The sequence below is a fragment of the Leptospira harrisiae genome, assembly GCF_002811945.1.
In the GTDB taxonomy this organism is placed as follows: Bacteria; Spirochaetota; Leptospiria; order Leptospirales; family Leptospiraceae; genus Leptospira_A; species Leptospira_A harrisiae.
In genome coordinates, this window is sequence record NZ_NPDX01000001.1 from 126,064 (window position 1) to 146,166 (window position 20,103).

Annotated in this window: 20 protein-coding genes; 17 read left to right on the forward strand and 3 right to left on the reverse strand. The window is 37.6% G+C overall.

The genetic code is table 11. The features are described 5' to 3' along the window. The first annotated feature begins 3 nt into the window (after positions 1-3). From CH364_RS00580 to CH364_RS00600, 5 genes are read left to right on the forward strand one after another with little or no spacing between them, the layout of a single operon-like run. Positions 4-1,014 (forward strand): ABC transporter permease subunit, encoded by a 1,011-nt coding sequence (locus CH364_RS00580; protein WP_100741700.1) that lies wholly within the window; start codon positions 4-6, stop codon positions 1,012-1,014. After that, positions 1,011-2,060 carry an ABC transporter permease gene (locus CH364_RS00585; protein WP_100741701.1) on the forward strand — a complete coding sequence of 350 codons (1,050 nt, stop codon included), beginning with the start codon at positions 1,011-1,013 and terminating at the stop codon, positions 2,058-2,060. Before CH364_RS00580 ends, CH364_RS00585 begins: the two co-directional genes overlap by 4 nt. Beyond that, the gene (locus tag CH364_RS00590; protein ID WP_100741702.1) at positions 2,057-3,046 is read left to right on the forward strand and encodes an ABC transporter ATP-binding protein; all 990 of its coding nucleotides are present in this window, start codon (positions 2,057-2,059) and stop codon (positions 3,044-3,046) included. The genes CH364_RS00585 and CH364_RS00590 overlap by 4 nt, the downstream gene beginning before the upstream one ends. After that, positions 3,039-3,995, forward strand: a complete 957-nt coding sequence (locus CH364_RS00595) for an ABC transporter ATP-binding protein (RefSeq protein ID WP_100741703.1) — start codon at positions 3,039-3,041, stop codon at positions 3,993-3,995. Before CH364_RS00590 ends, CH364_RS00595 begins: the two co-directional genes overlap by 8 nt. Positions 3,996-4,000: 5 nt before the next feature. Beyond that, complete coding sequence (locus CH364_RS00600) at positions 4,001-6,088, forward strand: AsmA family protein (protein ID WP_100743324.1); 2,088 nt, start codon at positions 4,001-4,003, stop codon at positions 6,086-6,088. A 15-nt stretch (positions 6,089-6,103) separates the two neighbouring features. Here the strand turns inward: CH364_RS00600 and CH364_RS00605 are convergent, their stop codons facing one another. Beyond that, the gene (locus tag CH364_RS00605; RefSeq protein ID WP_100743325.1) at positions 6,104-7,627 is read right to left on the reverse strand and encodes a MutS-related protein; all 1,524 of its coding nucleotides are present in this window, start codon (positions 7,625-7,627) and stop codon (positions 6,104-6,106) included. A 229-nt stretch (positions 7,628-7,856) separates the two neighbouring features. Further along, on the reverse strand, positions 7,857-8,087 hold the full coding sequence (locus CH364_RS00610; protein WP_100743326.1) for a hypothetical protein: 231 nt from the start codon (positions 8,085-8,087) through the stop codon (positions 7,857-7,859). 166 nt (positions 8,088-8,253) lie between these two features. Here CH364_RS00610 and CH364_RS00615 point away from each other — a divergent pair, with 166 nt between their 5' ends. The 8 genes from CH364_RS00615 (at position 8,254) to CH364_RS00650 (ending at position 14,888) form a co-directional block, all read left to right on the forward strand. Next, on the forward strand, positions 8,254-8,466 hold the full coding sequence (locus CH364_RS00615; RefSeq protein ID WP_243401177.1) for a hypothetical protein: 213 nt from the start codon (positions 8,254-8,256) through the stop codon (positions 8,464-8,466). 67 nt (positions 8,467-8,533) lie between these two features. Next, positions 8,534-10,582, forward strand: a complete 2,049-nt coding sequence (locus CH364_RS00620) for an AMP-dependent synthetase/ligase (protein WP_100741704.1) — start codon at positions 8,534-8,536, stop codon at positions 10,580-10,582. Between the two features lies 1 nt (position 10,583). Continuing rightward, positions 10,584-11,360, forward strand: a complete 777-nt coding sequence (locus tag CH364_RS00625; protein WP_100741705.1) for an enoyl-CoA hydratase/isomerase family protein — start codon at positions 10,584-10,586, stop codon at positions 11,358-11,360. A gap of 129 nt (positions 11,361-11,489) precedes the next feature. After that, positions 11,490-11,828, forward strand: a complete 339-nt coding sequence (locus CH364_RS00630; RefSeq protein WP_100741706.1) for an arsenosugar biosynthesis-associated peroxidase-like protein — start codon at positions 11,490-11,492, stop codon at positions 11,826-11,828. A 2-nt stretch (positions 11,829-11,830) separates the two neighbouring features. Then, a complete protein-coding gene (gene arsS, locus CH364_RS00635) occupies positions 11,831-12,805 on the forward strand; it encodes an arsenosugar biosynthesis radical SAM (seleno)protein ArsS (RefSeq protein ID WP_100741707.1) in 975 nt (324 codons plus the stop codon). Beyond that, positions 12,806-13,561: a type I methionyl aminopeptidase gene (gene map, locus CH364_RS00640; protein WP_100741708.1), complete on the forward strand. Its 756-nt coding sequence runs from the start codon at positions 12,806-12,808 to the stop codon at positions 13,559-13,561. Positions 13,562-13,566: 5 nt separating this feature from the next. Continuing rightward, the gene (locus tag CH364_RS00645; RefSeq protein ID WP_100741709.1) at positions 13,567-14,358 is read left to right on the forward strand and encodes an alpha/beta fold hydrolase; all 792 of its coding nucleotides are present in this window, start codon (positions 13,567-13,569) and stop codon (positions 14,356-14,358) included. A gap of 125 nt (positions 14,359-14,483) precedes the next feature. After that, on the forward strand, positions 14,484-14,888 hold the full coding sequence (locus CH364_RS00650; protein ID WP_100741710.1) for an MAPEG family protein: 405 nt from the start codon (positions 14,484-14,486) through the stop codon (positions 14,886-14,888). Here the strand turns inward: CH364_RS00650 and CH364_RS00655 are convergent. After that, positions 14,885-15,886, reverse strand: coding sequence for an NAD(P)H-dependent glycerol-3-phosphate dehydrogenase (locus CH364_RS00655; RefSeq protein ID WP_100741711.1), 1,002 nt, complete (start codon positions 15,884-15,886; stop codon positions 14,885-14,887). The two genes, CH364_RS00650 and CH364_RS00655, sit on opposite strands and share 4 nt — an antisense overlap. A gap of 57 nt (positions 15,887-15,943) precedes the next feature. Between CH364_RS00655 and CH364_RS00660 the strand changes: the two genes are divergently transcribed. The 4 genes from CH364_RS00660 to recG are packed head-to-tail and all read left to right on the forward strand — an operon-like array spanning position 15,944 to position 20,097. After that, entirely contained in the window at positions 15,944-16,624 is a 681-nt protein-coding gene (locus tag CH364_RS00660) for a hypothetical protein (protein WP_100741712.1), read from the forward strand. After that, positions 16,625-17,629 carry a metallophosphoesterase family protein gene (locus tag CH364_RS00665; RefSeq protein WP_100741713.1) on the forward strand — a complete coding sequence of 335 codons (1,005 nt, stop codon included), beginning with the start codon at positions 16,625-16,627 and terminating at the stop codon, positions 17,627-17,629. Next, positions 17,630-18,031 (forward strand): hypothetical protein, encoded by a 402-nt coding sequence (locus CH364_RS00670; protein WP_100741714.1) that lies wholly within the window; start codon positions 17,630-17,632, stop codon positions 18,029-18,031. Beyond that, on the forward strand, positions 18,028-20,097 hold the full coding sequence (recG, locus tag CH364_RS00675; protein WP_100741715.1) for an ATP-dependent DNA helicase RecG: 2,070 nt from the start codon (positions 18,028-18,030) through the stop codon (positions 20,095-20,097). Before CH364_RS00670 ends, recG begins: the two co-directional genes overlap by 4 nt. The last annotated feature ends 6 nt before the right edge of the window (positions 20,098-20,103 follow it).

Sequence of the window (20,103 nt, forward strand, 5' to 3'; positions counted from 1 at the left end):
GATATGTGGAAATATTTTTTAAAACGGTTTTTGCTCATTTTTCCAACCTTACTCGGAATCACTTTCCTTGTTTTTTTAATTTCTCATTTTGCTCCTGGTGGACCACTCAATAGTGAAATTGCAAAACTAAAAGGGACTGGCAACTTAGCAGGAGCTTCTACCAAACAAATTTCACAAGAAGAAATTGAACTTATCAAACAAAGGCTTCACTTAGACAAACCTGCTCCGGTAGCTTACCTACTTTGGTTAAAACAAATTGTTCAATTTGATTTAGGGGAGTCGCGATTGCATTCCCGTAAGGTTTCAGATCTCATTGTTGAGAAATTACCAGTTTCCCTTTTTTTTGGACTCTCTGGTTTTTTCTTAACTTATTTAATTTGTATCCCATTAGGAATTCAAAAGGCCTTAAAAGAAGGGAGTCGGTTTGATTTCATTTCGAGTTTTATCATCTTTTTTACATACTCTCTTCCTGTTTTCGCCTTTGCAATGTTACTATTATATTTATTTGCATCCGGTGAAGTGTTTTCCTTTTTTCCATTGGGACACGAAGTCTCAGATTTTTATGAAGACTTGAGTTTTTGGGGTAAGGTAAATGACCGCCTGGCCCATATGTTTTTACCTGTGATTTGTTATGTGGTAGGAAGTTTTGCAGTTCTCACTCTACTCATGAAAAATAGCTTATTGGATCAAATTGCTAAAGAATACGTGAGGACTGCAGTTTCGAAAGGACTTAGTTTTTCTGATTCGATTTTTCGACATGCATTTCGAAATTCTCTCATTCCCATTGCGACAGGTTTTGGAAGCAACCTCACATTGATATTTTCAGGATCTTTGTTTATTGAATTAGTTTTTAATATTGATGGGATGGGACTTCTTAGTTTTGAAGCCGTAAGAGAAAGGGATACTGATCTAATGATGGGATTGCTCCTTGCTCAAAGTTTTTTGGGACTGATTGGAAAAATTGTCTCTGATTTTTGTTATATACTCATTGACCCGAGGATTGATTTCGAATGAATTTTATTTCAAACCCGGCAAACATACGTAAGTGGGAAAAGTTCAAAAAAAATAAAAGAGCTTACTACTCTATGTTGATTTTATTTTACACTTACTTATTGTCCTTGTTTTCTCCTCTTCTGATCAATAACAAACCTCTTTTTGTTTTGTATGAAGGCAGTTTTTCTTTTCCGATTTTTAGTTTTTACCCGGAAACAAAGTTTGGAGGAAACAATTTAACGGAACCAAATTATAAAAAGCTAAATATAGAAGAAAGGTTTACCAACTCATCAAATTATATGATTTTCCCTCCAATTCCTTTCGGCGTCAATGAAGACAATTTAGATAGTTTAGAAGAAGGAACCAACCCGCCTTCCAAACCAACAATTCGTCACTGGATGGGAACTGATGATCGCGGTCGGGATGTATTCACTCGTATTATTTATGGTTATCGTTTGGCTATGACCTTCAGTTTGATCCTGATCATTGTGGAGATTTTCCTTGCTTCCTTTATCGGAGGGATCCAAGGTTATTTTGTTGGACGATTGGATTTGTTTTTACAACGGATCATAGAAATTCTCTCTGCGATTCCATTTTTGTATTTAATTTTGATAATGGGATCCTTTTTTGGACGAGGTTTTTTTGTTTTGATAGTTACTTACGGTTCATTAAGTTGGATTGGTCTCAGTTACTATATGCGAGGTGAATTTTTGAAACTCCGCAAACAACAGTTTGTCGATGCAGCAAAAACATTAGGAGCATCTTCACTTTCTATCATCATGCGTCATTTGTTGCCTAATTCATTAACACCACTAGTTACTTTTTTACCGTTTATTTTAATTTCAGCAATTTCTGTATTATCTGCCCTTGACTTTTTGGGTTATGGAATTCCAGCTCCCAATCCTTCTTGGGGAGAACTGATCGGGCAAGGAAGAGAAAGACTCACAGCATGGTGGCTCATTACCTTTCCATCAGTTGCATTATTTCTAACCATTTTGTTTTCGGCTTTTGTTGGTGAAGGTTTACGTGATGCCTTTGATCCAAAAGATAAGGTGGTTTACGAATGACAACGATCACCAAAACCATCGAAGTCAAAGATTTATCCATCCAAATCAAAACAGATGATGGAATATTACCTATTGTAGACAATGTGAGTTTTCATTTGGCAAAGGGAGAAACGATGGCTCTCGTAGGAGAGTCGGGTTGTGGAAAGTCAATCACAAGTTTGGCTTTGACTAAGTTACTACCTTCCAACACAACAATGTACCCAACTGGCTCCATTTTGTTTGAAGGAAATGATTTATTAAAATCTGATCCAAACCACCTAAGATCGGTTCGTGGAAGGGAAATTTCTTATGTATTTCAAGAACCATTCTCCGCTTTAAATCCATTACATAAAATCGGAAATCAACTCATCGAAGGTTTTTTATTACATGGACTTGGTTCCAAAGAAGAGGCAGAGAGGAAAGTTGTTTATCTTCTAGAGAGAGTTGGAATTACTGATGCCAAACTTAGGTTAAACCAATACCCCAACCAATTTTCAGGTGGTATGTTACAAAGAGTTTGTATTGCAATGGCATTGATGTGTGATCCTAAAATTTTAATCGCAGACGAACCAACTAGTGCTATTGATGTTACAATTCAACTCCAATTGATTGAACTCCTAAAAGAATTAAGAAAAGAAAATGGGATGTCCGTGCTGTTTATTTCTCACGATATTGGACTTGTTAGTCATATTGCTGATCGGATTGCAGTAATGTATGCGGGAAAGATCATAGAACAAGGAACAGTTGGTGAGATCATAGACCATCCTAAACATCCTTATACAAAGGCATTAATCGCAGCATATCCTACACATGAGAATATTGGCCAAAAGTTAGTAACGATTGAAGGAATTGTTCCTTCACCAAAGTCCTATCCAACAGGTTGTCGCTTTCATACACGTTGTCCTGAGAAATTAAATATATGTGACAAGTTCGTTCCCAGTGAGATTAAGATGACTGAAAAACATTCAGTAGATTGTTTTTTATTTGGAGGAAAAGAAAGTGCTTAATGTAAAAGATTTAGTTGTTTCTTATAAACAATCTCAACCACTTTCTTTTTCTTCTAAACGACTTGTTGCTGTAGAAGGTGTTAGTTTTTCAATTCCACAGGGAAAAATTTTGGGTCTTGTCGGCGAGTCTGGATGTGGTAAATCAACGATTGGTCGAGCAATTTTATCATTATTACCTTTTGATTCTGGATCTATTCAATTTGAAAATATAGAAATAAAAGACATACCTAAAGAAAAACAAAAAGCCCTTCGACGCAAAATCCAAGTTGTATTCCAAGATCCATATTCTTCTCTAAACCCACGTTTTACAATTGAAGAAATTATCACGGAAGGATTACAAATTCATTTTCCGAATTTAAGTTCCTCCGAAAAAAAAGAAAAAGCCATCAAGGCTCTTGCTGAGGTAAACTTACCATCGGATATTTTGCATCGGTATCCACATGAGTTTAGCGGGGGGCAAAGACAAAGAATCGCGATTGCAAGAGCTTTAATTTTAGAACCGAACCTCGTGGTTTGCGATGAGGCAGTTTCGGCTTTAGATATTTCTACTCAAGCACAAGTCATAAATAATATTTTGTTATTACGTGAAAAATATGGCTTATCTTATTTGTTTATATCTCATGACTTGAACATTGTAAAACATGTATCTGATCGAATCGCAGTCATGTATTTAGGACAAATAGTTGAAGAAGGGAGTCGAGATGAGATCAGTAACACTCCTTTTCATCCTTATACAAAGGCATTGTTCTCGGCAAGTTTTGATTTAAAGGATCGGGCCAAGGTATCACAACCATTAACAGGGGAAATTCCTAGTTTGATGAACAAACCGCAGGGATGTAGGTTCCACACAAGATGTCCAATTGCAAAAGATATTTGTAAAACAGAAGAACCTTTGGAAACTTTTCCTTCAGCAACACACCGAGTGAAATGCCATTTCCCATTAAAGTGAAAAATATGAAACTTAGCATTCGTGATAAAATCAAAGGGGTTGTTGGTAAAATCCTACTCACTGCGATTTTTGTAGTTTCAATGACTATGTTTTTTATTTTGTACCCACTTCTTGCGGACCCAGATTATTATAAAAAACTAATACTTGATACAACGTACCAACTAACCGGACTACAGGTGAATTACCAAATTTCTGAACCTGTATTTTTTCCATTTCCAGGGATAGAACTTGCAGAGGTATCTGTATCTAAAAATGAAGATGAGTTGATTCAACTTCACAAACTTAGAATCGAAGTGTATTATGGAGTATTTGTTGGGCAACCTTTAGAAATTAGAAAAATATATCTCAATACTGGAACGGTTGAAATCACTCGAGAAAAAAACGAATCTTTTCCATTGTTTGAGCGCATTCTTTCAAATTCTGATACCAATAAAAAAGAATTACCAAAAGATATTGATCCGGTTGCTTTAACAGAAACAAAATACTATTTTTCAAAGGTATTTGCAAATTTCGTAAACCAAATAGAAATCAAAAATATAACTATTTTATTTGAGGATAAATTATATTCGCGAAATATAAAATTATACTTATGGGAAACCACTTTCCAGTTAGATCGTGATTTGAGAGATTTGGATGTTTATATCTATGGTAAATTAGATGATGAACCAATTTTATTAAATTCCAATTTTGTATTCGTAAAGGATGAAATGAGTTATGAATCGGCAAGATTTGAAGGTGATCTCTCTTTTCAAAATCTAAAAGGGTTAGACCTACATGACATACTCATTATTTTCACATACGGTGATTTAAGATTTTTAAAAGCCACAGGAAACATCCCATTTTATAAAAGAGATGAAACAAAAATTTATGCAATAGTTGATCGTTTACATATCCGTGATTTGGCATTAAGGGATGGTAAAACATTTGCTGATGGCCATGTATCCACGATCATGAATTACGATATCCAAGAAGATAAACTTTCTTTTGCAAACATTCTTGTCGATTGGAAAGGCAAATCAAAGTTAAATGGCTCAGGATACGTAAACTTTTTAAAGTCGCCTTTATCACCCACCATTTCTTTTGAAGGGACTTCGGATTATTTGGATGTGCCCAGTATCATCAAAGTCATTAAAATTTGGATAGATCCTGATTTTGAAAAATCAATTTTAACAAGAGGCATTCCAAGTACGGGTTATGTAAACCGTATGAATGTATATTTAAATTTTAATTTAAGAAATATAAATGCAGGGGAATTCCATGCTGATTCTTTAAAATTAAATCTTCACTATGCAAAACGAAAATTGAATATTAATAAATATGAAATGAGAGCTTATGAAGGAACTGTGAATGGAACCGGCCATTACCTTTGGGGAAATAATCCTGGACTTGTCATCAAAGGGAATATAAAAAATTTGAGCATAGCACCGATCCTTTCTGATCTTTTTAAAATTGCACCAATCACAGGAAAGTTAGATTCGGAATTTGTTTTAGGTTCTCCAGCTGATACAGAAGATGCTCTTCTTTCCAATTTACAAATCATTGGAAATATTAACGCTAATAACGGTGAGTTGTTGAGTTATACGAATATTCTAAAACCGATCAGTTCCATTGGCAGTGTAATCAATCTGAAGAAGGTGGACTTTAGTAGAGCCACTCCCTATCGTGAGTTAAAATTTGATTTTCATTATGCAAAGGAAACGATTGAAGTTAGAAACTTTGCATTAAAAGCAGATGGAATTGTAGGTTCCGGTGGCGGTAAAATTGGTTTTAATAAAAACATCGATATGCGATTTACAATCGCTTTTCCTGGAGTCGCAGGCAGAGCATTAAAACTCCCTATTATCTATCGAGGAACTTATGGCGTGTCTGCTCCTTTCATCGATCCGATTTGGCTTGGTTCTGTTTATGTGGGCACAATTTTTTTGGCAAGTCCTGCGGGTGCTGCTGTTGGTGGAATTGCTGGATCGGCTATGTCTGACTATGTCAATCGTGCAGTTGATAATGTTACAGGTGGTGTCCAAAAAAGTTGGAAGGGAATTAAATCATTGTTTGGTGGAAAGGAAGAAGACGAACAAAAACCCAACAACGAATAACCGGAAACCAGATCCTTATTCCTCTTCGTTACGAATTGGAATCCCTTCTTTCTTTAGAATCTTTAGGGCATTCGTAGAACCGGAAACCCCGTCTCGGATTGTGTAATCAAAATCCATTTGTCCACCTACTTCTAGTTCAGTAAAATGGAATCGTTTGGCCCAAGGGACTTCGGCTAATTTTAAATCATGAGTGGTTAGAAAAACAATGGCTCTTTTTTCTCGTAAAACAGAAAGAATCTCTCGTGTCGCAATAAAACGTTCTTTCGAGTTGGTTCCTTTCAAAATTTCATCCAAAAACAAAACAGGTATTTTTTTAGAATCATCAGCTGTATGGATAATGGATGATAACCTTCTCACCTCACTATAAAAAAATGAAACTCCATCTTCCATCGAATCTTGTGATCTGATCAGAGTATGAATCTGGAAGTTTGGAAATTCAAATTCTGTACCTAAGACTGGAGCACCAGAACCGGCAAGTAACAATGACATGGCGATAGATCTAAGATATGTTGTTTTTCCACTCATATTGGACCCAGTAACAATCATTAAATCTCCAGGTTCCATTTTCGTAAGTGGATTGAACACTCGATTAGATTTTGGAAGTAGGGGATGCACCAAACTTTTGGCACGTAAGTTTCCAACGGCAGAAACATTGGCAAAACTAGCTTCAGGAAATAAAAACCCAAAATTCACAAGAGGGAGGAGGGAATCTGTTTTTAAAATTTGAATTTGAAGTTCATTCCAAAGATTTCCAAATTTCCGTTTCCAATTTTCCAGGGATTTGATTTTCCATAGATCCCACAAACAAGTTAGATTCAAAATCAGATGAGGGAGAGGCGAAATAAGTAATTCAGAAGAATCTCCTAGAGAGGATATTTGACCTATCATTTGTTTGGTTGTCTTTCTGTTTTTTGCCAAAAAAATAAATGTTTTTTGAAACCTCGAAGCCCCAGAAGCAAGTGCTTTAATTTCTTTCCATTGTTTTAAGGAATCATTTCTGTAGGTAACAAACAAAATTCCATTGGTAAGAAGTAGGAGAGGGATTAGAGGTAAGTCAAATAACAAACCCAAAACTATATAAATAGGAGAGATCACTCCCCAAATTGGGAAAAAAACCTTTAAAAACCGTCTTTTTTTCCAAAAGGAACCTTCTGTTTTAATAGAAGTTAAGGGAAACTTTTCATTGGTTTCCGTATCAGGCACCAAAAACTTACGAAGGAGATGGTATGCAAAATAAGAATTTTTTTTCAGGATGTTTTGAATTTCTAATGTTTGGAAATGAAGACTTGTATCTTCGATAGGTTCTTGTAAAAAACGTTTCAGATAAGTCTGAAATCCCACTTCTGTTATGGTGGTATCATAAATCCCCAAAAACCCTTGTTTGGTGCAAAGATCCAAATCAATGGAAAGAGGATGGTTACGCACACTTTCCGGATATTCCCAAACTTCTCTGGTTTTGATTTTTTTGAATTCACCCGTTAGTCTATAAATCTCTTCCTGTAGGAAGTTTTGTGTTTTTTTCGCGTATAAAATTTGGATTTTTCTTTTTGCATACAACCTCACCAAATACAAAAAAGTAAGGAGGATAAGAAGAGAATATAAATATTCTTTCCAAGTTTGTTTGTTAAGATAACAAAAAAGAAGTGCTGTTGTAAAAATGGCAAAGGTAACAAATCGAAAGATCGAAATCTTTCTTAATTTTTTCGAAAGGAATTGGATTTTGTTTTGGTAACGTTTATTCCTTTGGATGAGGAACAGATAAGTTGGATTAGTGGAAAAGAGGTCGTTCGTAATTTTCTTCTTCCCTACGAGAAATCTCAGTATCTAGGACGCGAATGAGACTTCCTAAATCATTTAATCTCCATTTGTCGATGAGACGACCTTTATCTCGGCCAGAAAATTTATTCAAATACAGGGTGCCAAATAGGTCTTCCCCGTACTCATAAGCAACGAACCGTCCGTTTCGTCTGCCAGTAGAATTTTCCAATCGAATCGTCATGAACGAATACCAAAAATCAGATAAAAAAAAATAGTACAAGCAAAATTTTTTGCTTCAGGATATTCATTTTCCGGCGATACATATATTGGGGAAAGGCTACTTACCACGGATGGTTGAGGAACCTTAAAAACAAATACCCCGGAAACCGGAAAGCACGGAGGCTTGTATGGATTTCTATCCCGATATGAATTTGGAGTTTAAAAGCTCCTTTGTGAAGACCAACCAGTTTTTAGCCAACACACAAGACGAAACCCTTCTCCCACAAATGGGACTTGCGGCTCGTAATCTACTCAATCTCGAACAAATGACCAAACTCCACGAAATTCGCAAACGCCATTTGAAAAAAGGACACCAACGCGAAGGATTCCACTGGGATTAATGCCTAAATTTCTCTTGACCATCTGAAAGTAGGGCCTATCATAAAGACCGCTTTTAGATGGAGAGATATGGCAAATAACCTAGCAGAAGTTTATAAGGAATCCGCAGAAAAATTCGGTCCAAGACCCGCATTCTGGTATAAGAATGCCCAAAAGGATTACCAAGCCCTCACTTACAAGGAACTTTACGAAGACGGACTCGCACTTGCGGAAGCCCTCATTGAATTAGGAGTTAAGGCAAGAGAACACGTCGGAGTTCTCGCTGACAACCGTATGGAATGGATCATCGCCGATTGTGCGGTGTTAACTGCTGGCGCTGCCAACGTTCCTCGGGGATCTGATATTACTGATTCTGAAATTGTTTATATTTTGAATCATTCTGAAGCGAAAGTGATTTTCGTGGAAAATGACAAAGTGTACGAAAAATATAAAAATAACAAATCCCAAGTGAAGTCGGTAAAAACTGTCATCATTATGGATAAAGAAACCAAACTGAAATCAGGTGCTGGTATCCTACATTTTTATGATCTTCTTGAACAAGGAAGAGATTTGCGTGCCAAAGGGAAACGCGAAGCAGAAAAACGAATGGCCGGAATCAAACCGGACGATTTGTACACTCTCATATACACTTCAGGAACTACAGGGATGCCAAAAGGCGTTATGCTCATGCATTCCAATATGATCCACCAAATGCACTATGTAGTTCCTCGAGTTGCTAAGGTTTCACCTGACGATCGTATGTTGTCTATCCTTCCTGTTTGGCATATTTTTGAACGCGTTGTGGAATACTTTGCCATCATCAATGGTGGTTCTACTTATTATACAAAAGTAACAGAACTTCGAAATGACATCCAAAAAGCTAGACCAACTTTTATGGCATCGGCTCCACGGGTTTGGGAAAGTATTTATAACGGGATTTACACTCGTATCAATGATCCAAAACAAACTCCACCAGTCCGAAGATTTTTGTTTAAAGTAGCATACTTTTTTTCTAAACATTATCATGCTGCGGTTCGTTTCCTAAAAGGTTGGGAAGTGGATTACGAAGGAAGAAACATCATTCAATCCTTGGGATTGTCGATTCTTTCCATCATTAAATTGTTGTTAACTGGTCCATACACAGTAACAATTCTTTCTTTAGTGGCCGCGCAGTTTGGATTGCCAGAAGGAAGTCCTTTCAAAACTCCCTTGTATGTAGTGGCTGGTCTCGGGCTTATTTTTAACTACCTCACTCTCGATCGTATTGTTCTCTCCAAAATTCGCCAGGCAACGGGTGGACATTTGCGTGCGACCCTCTCTGGTGGTGGTGCCCTCCAAAAACACGTAGATGCCTTTTTTATGGATATTGGGATTACAGTGCTCGAAGGTTACGGTATGACAGAAACGGGACCTGTAATTTCCGCACGAACCTTTGATCGTCCGATTATGGGTTCTGTGGGTGATATTGTTCCACTCAGCCAGGTACAAATTCGTGATGATGCAGGAAATGTTCTTTGTCATATCGACGATAAAAAAAATATCATCTTTGGTAAGTTAGGTGTGAAAGGTGTGGTTCATCTCAAAGGGCCTCAGGTAATGAAAGGATATTATAAAAATCCCGAAACTACCAAAAAGACCATCGTGGACAATTGGATGAATACCGGTGACATCGGTATGATCAACTTCAAAAAAACACTGACTCTGACTGGTCGTGCCAAAGATACAATTGTACTTCTTGGTGGAGAAAACGTAGAGCCTGTTCCTATCGAAAACAAAATTGATGAATCAGCTTACATCAAACAGTCGATGATTGTGGGCCAAGACCAAAAAGTTCTAGGTGCCATCATTGTTCCTGACTTTGATGCACTCATCCCTTGGGCAGAAGAAAATGGAATTTCAGAAAAAAATCCTGAAAAACTAATCACCAATCCAAAGGTTGTGGATTTTTACAAAAAGGAAGTTCGCAATTTTAACAGTGTTAAAACGGGATTCAAAAACTTCGAACAAGTACAGTATGTAACACTCATTACAAAACCTTTTGAGGTTGGGGATGAACTGACTAACTTAATGAAGATGAAACGACACGTAATTACAGAAAAATACAAAGACAGAATTTTGGAACTCTACAAAAACAGTTAATATGACTCCTTTTGCAGAGATCTTTCATGGAGACCGCATCTTAGAAATTAAGATGCAGTCCAATGAAAAGAATACTTTCGATTTCGAAGCTTTTGTATTATTCGAACAAATCTTAAACAAACACGCAAACAATCCAAATTTGCGTGTTTTGCTTTTTACATCCGCACAAACACAGTTTTTTTCTAATGGGATTGAACCCACTCTCATGTATGGAAAAACAGAATCGGATGTCAGAAAATCCGTAGAACAATTGTTAAGAACAGCCCAAACCTATTTTCAATTTCCAGTTCCTACAATTGCGGTAGTGAATGGGCATTGTATGGCAGCGGGTGCAGTATTTGCCTTGTTTTCAGATTATCGGTATATGGTGGACAAAGGGGCAAGGATCGGTTTTTCCGAAGCCATTGTTGGTCTAAACTTTCCATCCATTCCAACCATTGTTTTACAAGACTTGGTGGGTGTAAAAGTCACTCGTGACCTTCTTTACTCGGGGAAACAAATCAAAGGTCCTGAAGCCAAAGAAATCGGACTTGTGGATGAATTATTCAGCGCCGAAACATTGTTTGGTGAATCATTAAAATTTGCCGAATCCCTTTCCAAACTCACAAACAATTCTAGCCGAGGAATGAAAACTGCCTTACGTGAACCGTATCGAAAAAAGATGGAATCCTTATTCCAAATCGATGCTGATCTTTTCACGAAAGTCATTTTATCACACGATGGGCAGGAAGGCTTTTTATCATTAATTGAGAAACGTAGACCTAAGTTCATTACTTGAATTTAGGTTTCTACTTTGTTTGATTCCTTCAACATTTTGAGTAAAATTCTATGCTCGACATAGGTTTCATAAATCTACCCCATTGACTCTGCCATCACTTTAAAAAAGTCTAACAGTTAGGAGTTATTTATGGCAGAAAATCATTATTACAATGCAAAAGATCTAGGAAAATTTGGAGAAATAGGAAGAACCAATCCTGCTCTAGCAGATAAATTTTTTGGTTATTACAATGCTGTGATGGCGGAAGGGGCACTTACAGAAAGAGAAAAAGCTCTCATCGCTCTAGCTGTTTCTCATGCTTTAAAATGTCCTTATTGTATTGATGCCTATACATCCACATCTCTTCAAAAAGGTGCCAACGAAGCACAAATGAACGAAGCAGTTCATGTTGCTGCGGCAATGGCTGCTGGAATCAATTTGGTTCATAGTGTCCAAATGCAGAATAAAATAGACGAACTTTCTTTTTAGTTATGGAAACGAAGGAACAGCTTTCCACCTTACAATCATTTAGTGGTAAAAAATTTTCCGATTCTGTAGGCCATTCTATACATGCTAGGTCTCTAAAGATTTTTCAAATCAATGTGGGCAAGTGGTGTAATCAGGCTTGTCGGCATTGCCATGTAGATGCGTCTCCCATCCGAACCGAGATGATGGATAAAGCTACAGTCGAATTGTGTTTGGAAATCATCGAAAAAACCCCGGGCATTGAAACTGTAGATATCACTGGTGGCGCCCCAGAAGGAAATCCGCATTTTAAGGATTTGGTTTTAGGTGCGAAAAAACTGGGGAAACGAGTGATGGATCGTTGTAACTTAACCATCCTTGAAGAACCAGGATTTGATTGGTTGTATGAATTTTTAGCATCCAACCAGGTGGAAATTGTATCCTCATTACCTTCGTTTATTGAAAGTACGACGGACAACCAAAGAGGAAAAGGGGTTTATCAAAAGTCCATTACCGCATTAAAGAAGTTAAACGCTCTTGGTTATGGAACCAAACTTCCTTTAAATTTAGTTTATAATCCTAACGGATTATTTTTAGGTTCAGGACAATCTGTTTTAGAAAGAGAATACAAAGAAACTTTGGAAAAAAAATACGAAATCGTATTCAACCAATTGTTTTGTATCAACAACCTTCCGATCAGCCGATTTTTGGGTGCACTGGTTCGGGGTGGTAAGTTTGAAATGTATATGGAAACTCTGGCCAATGCCTACAATCCTGCAACTGTAGAAGGTCTTATGTGTTTGGACCAAATATCAGTAGGTTATGATGGTTCTGTGTATGATTGTGACTTCAATCAAATGTTGGATTTGAAATCACAAAACGTAAAACATATAAAGGATTTCGATTTGCAATCTTTCCTTGGCCGAGATATCGTAGTAGCAAATCATTGTTATGGATGTACTGCAGGTGCGGGATCCAGTTGTGGTGGGGAGATTGTTTAGATGTCGATTCAAAATGAAAAAGACCTTCAAGGGATTTTAAAAGCAGGGAAGTTTGTTTCAAAAGTTCGTGAACTTTTGAAACTTCTAGCCAAACCGGGAGTGTCGACTTTAGAACTAGACAATGCTGCTAAAGAGGAATTTGAAAAAGCGGGAGCATTTTCGGCACCCAAGTTCGATTACAAATTCCCAGGTTATACTTGCATCAGTACCAATTTTGAAATCGCACATGGAATTCCGAAAAAGGAAACCATCCTAAAGGATGGAGATTTGATCAACATAGATGTTTCTGCGAAACTAGATGGTTATTATGCCGATACAGGAATATCTTTTGTAGTCGGTACTGCCAATGAAACACTTCATAAGTTGTGTGAAACAGCTATTGAAGGAACGATGCGTGCCACAAAACAGGCGTTTACTGGAAATTATTTAAGAAACATTGGTAAGGAAATTCATTCTGCCGCAGTGGAAAATGGATTTACCGTCATTAAAAATTTAGCAGGTCACGGAACGGGAAAAAAACTCCATGAAGAACCCCAAGTTTTGGTTTATGAAGAAAAACGTGACCATAGAAAACTCGGGAACGGCCTTGTTCTGGCAATTGAATCTTTTATTTCTACTGGAAGCCAAACTGCTTACGAAGAAGAAGATGGTTGGACATTGGTCGCAAGCAATCGTCGCGGGGAACTCAGCTATGTAGCACAATGCGAACATACTGTCATTGTCCAAAACGGTCGACCCATCATTACTACACTATAAATTCAATGTCCTTGGAAATCATCGAGTCTGGATCTTCTCCTGAAGAGGCCAGGGGGATACTTGTCATTTGGCCAAGTACGGGTGGCAATGCGAGATCGTTTCGGATTCGCGATAGTGAACTGGAAGCACTTGGACTTAGGCTCATTCGGTTCAATCCTCCTTCTCATGGAAATTCAAAAGGAATCTACGACCCAAAATCCGCAATATCCTTGTTAGATGTTTATCTTAAAGAACGAGGTTATACAAACAAAGAATTATATGGGATTGGGCATAGTGGGGGAGGGGCAGCCCTGATAATGTATGCAAAAGCAGTACCCTTTCAAAAATTGTTTTTACTTTCTCCCATTTTGGATAGTGTCCTCAGCCTTCGGTATTTATATGAATCAGGTTCGATTGAAGAGTTTAGTCGTCTCCTTTTGATACCAGGAAGTTCTGATGAAGAAAAACCCAACAAACAGATATTAGAGACACTCTCGAACCCTCAGTGGTTAGAGGATGGAAATGTTGGTCATCTGGATGTTCCCGTCCAAAACTCTAGGATCCGCTTAGATGATTTATCTCTGTTTTTAAAAAATCTTTTTTTACCTGGGTTTTTCGTCGATACCTCCGTGATTCAAAAAAGAACCAATTACACAATCTTTCTTCCAAAAGTAGATAAGTGGTTTCCTAAAGAATACACCATCAGTTTTGCAAAAGAGAACGGACTGAACTGTATCGAAATTCCAGAAGCACCTGACCATTTTTTTTCCTCTTCTTGGCTTACGGTTTGGAAACAGATCGAAAAGATTGGATTTTAAAAGAAAGCATTCAGATCCAACCAAGAATTTCATTTAAATAGTTTACAAATGAATTAGAGTCATTTAGAATCTCCATCCGTATCTTCTGAACACATTCCAATTGGTTCAGATACAAAGGAGGAATTGTGGAAACCATTTATCTTACACTCATCGGATTTACACTTTGGGCATTGGGGCTTGGAGTATTTTTAACTTCTTACAGAAGCGTACAAGTGTTACTTGGTAAAAAGAAATCGAATGAATTCCCTGCGGGGATCCAACATGGTTCCAATTTTAATTGGAGACTCAACCGAGCTCACCTTAATTGTTTAGAAAACCTTCCCTTATTTGTGGCAGTGGTTTTTTTAACTGCTAACTTAGGTATGATCGATAGTTTTGTAAACCAGGCAGGTCTTGTGATTTTAGGAGCAAGGGTTTTGCAATCCCTCACTCATCTTACTTCTACGAGTGTTCTAGCAGTTAACATTCGGTTTACATTTTACATGACCCAAGTAATCACCTATATTGTACTGCTGGTTCGCCTTGTTTAGACACCTTCCCGTTTTAAATCACGGCTCATCAGAGCCTTGACCACTTCTTTCGGATCTTTATCCTCATATAACATTCGATAGACTTCTTGGGTGATGGCCATCTCCACACCCAATTTGTCAGATAGATTTTTTGCAGAGAGAGTAGTTTTGACACCTTCTGCTACTTCGTTCATAGAAGCTAAAATCTCGTTTAGTTTTTCTCCCTGACCAAGACGAAAACCAACCGTTCTATTCCTGGATCCTTCCCCACAACAAGTAAGGACCAAATCTCCCATTCCTGATGGTCCAAGGAAAGTCATGGGATCAGCACCCATTTTGATTCCCATTCTTGTGATCTCGTTTAACCCGCGTGTGATGAGAGCTGCTCTTGTGTTTTGACCAAACCCGAGTCCATCGGCAACTCCCGCGGCAATGGCGATTACGTTTTTTAAGGCGCCACCCACTTCGACCCCAACCACATCCGGAGTCCAATAGGTTCGGAAGTATGTAAAACTAAAGATCTCTTGCACTCGTTTGGCGGTGGCTTCATTTTTGGAAGCGATGGAAACAATGGTTGGTACTCGTTTTACCATTTCTTTGGCAAAACTGGGGCCTGAAAGATAAGAGAGTTGTGAATGGTATTGTCCAGGTAGTTCGGATTCAAAAATTTCAGATACAAGCCTGAGGCTTTCGTTTTCAATCCCCTTAGAAGCGGAAACGATTGGCACTTTCGGTGGAATATGATCCTTAATTTCCTTTAAAATTCCCGAAAGCGCATGGCTTGGAGGAGCCGAAACAATCATCTCTTTGTCTTTGACAACGTGGACAAGATTGGTATCTGCCTTTAATTTCTCCGGAAGCACCAAATCGGGCATATGTTTGGTATTCATATGGTTTTCATTGATGGATCTTGCTTGATCCTCGCTTCTTGTCCAAAGGGTCACGTTGTAACCCTTGTCCGCTAAAATACTACCTAGTGCAGTGCCAAAACTTCCGGAGCCAATGATACCAATCTTCATGAGTTCTGTATTCTAAATCTGCTTTCCAAAAAGGCAATAGAAAATAAAAATTAAAATATGCTTTTAACGGATCTTCTCCGTTTCAATCCGCTGAATCTCTTTTTGCCACCCAAAGTGGTCCCAAAGAGTAATTATAAGGTCACCTTACTTTTGGGTAGCTTACGAAAGGTCATATCGACAGAGATCATTGCAGAGGACCCCGATTTAGAGAGTTTGGAAGTCTCTTCTGCCAAGGGTGAAGTCATACTGACTGGAGTTTATCGAATGAGATGGCTCTGGATTGCTCGTTTTTTGAATGTCGAGTCAATTCATTATCGTGTTCGTTTGAAACCAGTGTCAGTGAAAGATAACAAAGCACGGTTAAAGATTGTTGGATACCGAGTTTGGGACACAAAGCCCAGGCGTTTTGATTTTGTTAGGTGGTTTGGTAAGGTAGATCCTTTTCACAAAAAAAAAGTATTTGAGTCCATCTTAAATGCGGCACCCCACCTTCTTGCAATCACGGGACTCCAATGGGAAATTCTATTTGATTTGAATTATTTTTTAAATTTAGTTCCTTCTATCGCGGGAAAAATTGATATCCAATACATCATTGGCGACAACAACGAATTGTATATTTTTGTAAGATCTTCTACTATCTTAAAACCACTTGTAGATTTTTTTGGACCTGAATATTTGAAGATCGATTATATTGAAGAAGACCGAGACATTCAGATGTTACTTTGGGAAAATGAATAAATGAAAATCATTTATCTGACGGATATCCATGATGGACTTCATGGTCTAAAACGAATTCTGCAAACAACAGAAGCAGATTTGTATTTGTTTTCCGGAGATATCATTTATAAGGCATTTTTTTCATTTGATCGTATCATCGATTTTTGTGGAGTCCAAGAAGAGTTATATTATTTGTTAACAGAAAGAAAAGACGATTCCACTCCTTTTGATTTTACAACTCATGCCATTCGTTTTCCGGAAAAATATTCCACTGCCATTGTAGAAAAGTCGCAAAAATATCGTGATTTGTATAAACTCGCTGCTAAAACGATGAAAGAAAAATATGAAATCATCGAAAAACTAATTATCAAATATGCAAAATCGCCTGTTTATTGTTTGCCGGGAAATTATGATTTGGATTTACAATACACCGAATTATACCAACGTGAAGTTCATAGAAAAAGTTTTGATTTTAATAACTTAAAAGTTTCTGGATATGGCGGAGCACCTATTTGGACTTCTGGAATTCCAGAAAAACTAACTGTAGTTTTCCATGAATACACTAAGAACGGAAAAAATTATAGTGAACCAGAAGACTTCTTTCGACAGGAACTTCCAGACATTTGTTGGATTCATAATCCGGCTTATGGTTATTTTGATAACATTCCTGGTGTAGGAAAATGTGGAAGCCAAGGGATTCGTCGGTATTTGGATGATGAATCTCCTTCTCTTGTGGTTTCAGGTCATGTGCATGAAGACCAAGGAATCAAAAAAACTAGAAATACTGTTTTTATCAACCCATCCAACTTTGGCGCCGTGGATTCTTTACATGGATTTCAAGAAGGTGGATATTATGCAGAAATTATTATGGAAGGAAAAGATGTTGTGCAGTCTAACCTTTGTCAATTGCGAGGAGAGGATTTGTTTACTCTCATCGAAGTGGATTGTTCTGAAAAAAACTTAAAACTCATATCACAAAATCCTATTTCTACAGTAAGTTCCGAAGATTACATTCGAGGTAACTAAATGGTCACCTTCCTTACGATCAGCGGTGTCCTATTCACAGTGGCATTTTTTTTGTATGCCCTTTCTGCTGTTGACAACCAAAGTTTAGACAAAAAAGAAAAGGAACGCCTTGCCAAAGAAGGAAATCTGCGTGTGGGTGATCCTAGAAAAGTTTATGGAAAGGAAAAAGATCCAAATCTTCCGAGACTTCGCCTATGTCCTGTTTGTGGGACAGTTTTAAACAAAAATGAATTTTTATACGCTGCCATTTCTGCTTATACAAACAGTGAAGGGAAAAAACAGGCACAAATATATGGATGTAAATACTGTTATTTAATTTTGGATTCAGAAAAAAAGACCACAGATTCATCCTCCGAATCAGATAATGGGTTTGGACCACCAAAACCTACGGATGAACTATGAAACAGGAACTTGATTTAACACAAAGTTTATCTTCATTGAAAGGAATTGGGCCGAAAAGAAAATCCGTACTTTTGGAACATGGGGTCTCTACTTTTTTTGAACTCCTAACTTATTTTCCTCGTCGATATTTAGATCGTAATTTTACGAAGGACATCATTTTAAAACAAGGCGATGTAGTCACTCTCCTTGGCACTATTGCAGATAGTTATATTGTTCATGGAAAAAAAAGTAGGTTACTTGTTGGGTTTAGAACCTCAAATAATGAACGAATTAATTTGGTTTTCTTTCGTGGGGTGAATTTTTTTCATAAGATTTTTACCGTAGACAGAAAGGTTGTGGTTTCGGGAAAACTTGAATACTTTAAAGGTTATCAAATTCTCCATCCTGAGTATGAATTTTTATCCGACAAAGATGATCCAGAAGATTCCATCCATGCAGGTCGAATCATTCCGCTATATCCTTCAACGGAAGCACTCAAAGAAGACGGTCTTGATTCCAAAGGATTAAGAAAACTCATCCATCAAGTTTTGGACGGGGGAGATATTTCGGAAAATCTCCCACCAAAACTAGTCAAAAAAAGATCGTTACTGGGTCGTAATGAGGCTTTTCATGAAATTCATTTTCCTGAAACGATGGAAGCAGTACAAATTGCACGGAAAAGATTTGCATACGAAGAATTTTTTTATTTCCAAAGACTTTTATTATACAAACAACGAGAACGACAAAAAGTAAAACGATTGTTATGGCCCTTACCTAAATCTCCTTCCAGGGAAAATTTGGAAAAAAACCTTCCTTTCGAATTGACGGAAGACCAAAAAGTGGCGGTCAATACAATTTTATCACAAACAGGTTCCGATTCCCCAGCGGCTTTTTTACTTCAAGGAGATGTAGGTTCTGGAAAAACCATCACGGCCTTACTCATTGGTCTCCATTATATCGATAACCATATCCAAGTAGTTTTTTTGGCACCAACTGAAATTTTGGCACGCCAACATTACCAAACCATTTATAAATTTATGGGTAATATGCCGTTTCTTGGCATCGAACTGCTGCTTGGTGGCGAAAATAAAAAAATCCGTTCTGAAAAACTGGCAAGGATCAAAGCTGGAGAATCCAATATCATCATTGGAACTCACTCTCTACTACAGGAAGATGTCATTTTTTCTGACCTTGGCCTTGTTGTCATTGATGAACAACATAAGTTTGGTGTAGACCAGAGAGAAACCATTCGTTCTAAAGGAAAAAATCCGGATATCTTGGCTATGACTGCCACACCGATCCCACGCACACTTTGCCTTACCTTGTATGGCGATCTAACTCTCGTAAATATAAAAACAAAACCCAAAGGCCGTAAACCCATCGACACTCGTTGGTATAAAGAAGACCGAAGGGCAGGAGTATACAATTCGATTCGAAAATATGTGAGTTCGGGAAGACAGTGTTATATTGTTTATCCGTTAGTGGAAGAATCGGAAAAAGTAGATTTGGAATCTTGTACGGTTGCTTATGAAAATTTAAGAACCAATGTATTTCCCGAATTAAAAATTGGTTTGTTACACGGTAAAATGAAAAGTGCAGAAAAAGAATCTGTGATGGAAAAATTCAAATCTGGTGAAATCCAAATTCTTGTAACAACTACAGTTGTTGAAGTGGGTGTCGATGTTCCAAATGCAACCATTCTCGTTGTAGAACATGCAGATCGGTTTGGAATTTCCCAATTACACCAGTTACGTGGTCGTGTGGGTAGAAGTGATATAGAAAGTTTTTGTATTTTGATGACAGGGGATTTTATCAGTGATGAAGGCCGAGACCGATTGGAAGCCCTTGTCACTTCGAATGATGGATATTATTTGGCTGAAAAAGATTTGGCCATTCGTGGACCTGGAGAACTTCTTGGAGTTAAACAAAGTGGACTTCCTGAATTTAAAATTGCCGATTTGGTATCAGATCGAAGTTTGTTGGATGAAGCCAAAGAGGATGCTTCTTCTTTTCCTTTGGACGATCCTAAGGAACTTACCGAATTGAGTACAAGATTCAGTGAAGGCAAATTTTTATTTGCGAATTAATCCAAA